This window comes from Vibrio sp. 1580, assembly GCF_033340055.1.
In genome coordinates this window covers 1-1,015 of the sequence record NZ_JAWOVT010000086.1, presented here as the reverse complement: position 1 = coordinate 1,015, position 1,015 = coordinate 1, and the positions used below count along the sequence as shown (strand labels likewise).

1 pseudogene is annotated in these 1,015 nt (G+C 46.5%); it reads right to left on the bottom strand.

The features are described 5' to 3' along the window. Nucleotides 1-1,015: pseudogene (gene secA, locus R7093_RS24200) on the bottom strand (preprotein translocase subunit SecA); the annotation flags it as partial.

The following is a 1,015-nucleotide window of genomic DNA, read 5'->3' as shown; positions in this document are numbered from 1 at the left end:
TGACGCAGATGATCCATCGCCGCCAGATGCTCTTTCCAAAGCGTATCGAGTGTTTGAAGCATCACTGATTTTTCGAAGTTACGAAGCACTTGTGCACCCACAACTTCTTCTTTCGCTTTGTATACTTCAACGGCTAGGCTGATAATCTTCTCGCGCAGCGCTTCTTCGTACAGTTTGTCGTCTTCCTCAAGCCATTGCTTGATTGGCGCGTCTAGATCGAAATCTGCTTTCAAACGTTCTTGAAGACCTTCCACATCCCACATGTCTTCTAGAGATTGTGGTGGAATGTATTCGTCGATGATCGCTGTGAGCACATCTTCACGGTTTTGTTCAATCATGTCGCTGATATCGTCAACGTTCATGAGCTCATCACGCAGTTCGTAAACCACTTTACGTTGATCGTTCGCCACGTCATCGTATTCAAGAAGCTGTTTACGGATGTCGAAGTTGCGACCTTCCACTTTGCGTTGTGCTTTTTCAATAGAGCGAGACAACATCTTAGATTCGATTGCTTCACCTTCTTCCATACCGCTTTGAATCAAGCTTGCCATACGATCTGAAGTGAAGATACGCAGCAGTGAGTCTTCCATTGATAGGTAGAAACGAGATGAACCCGCATCACCTTGACGACCAGAACGGCCACGTAACTGGTTATCGATACGACGAGATTCATGACGCTCAGTACCGATGATGTGCAGACCACCAGCATCTAAAACTTGATCGTGAACTTTTTTCCACTCAGCTTTGATTGCGTCGATTTGCTCTTTCGTTGGATCTTGTAGTGATTCAACTTTTGCTTGCCAGCTACCACCTAGCACGATATCTGTACCACGACCTGCCATGTTTGTTGCGATAGTTACCGCACCTGGCATACCCGCTTCAGCAACGATTTCCGCTTCTTTCTCATGGAAGTTAGCGTTCAAAACGTTGTGTTTGATCTTCGCTTTCTTCAAGGCGGTAGAAAGAAGTGCTGAGTTGTCAAGCGAGACTGTACCAACCAATGGGGGCGGACCGT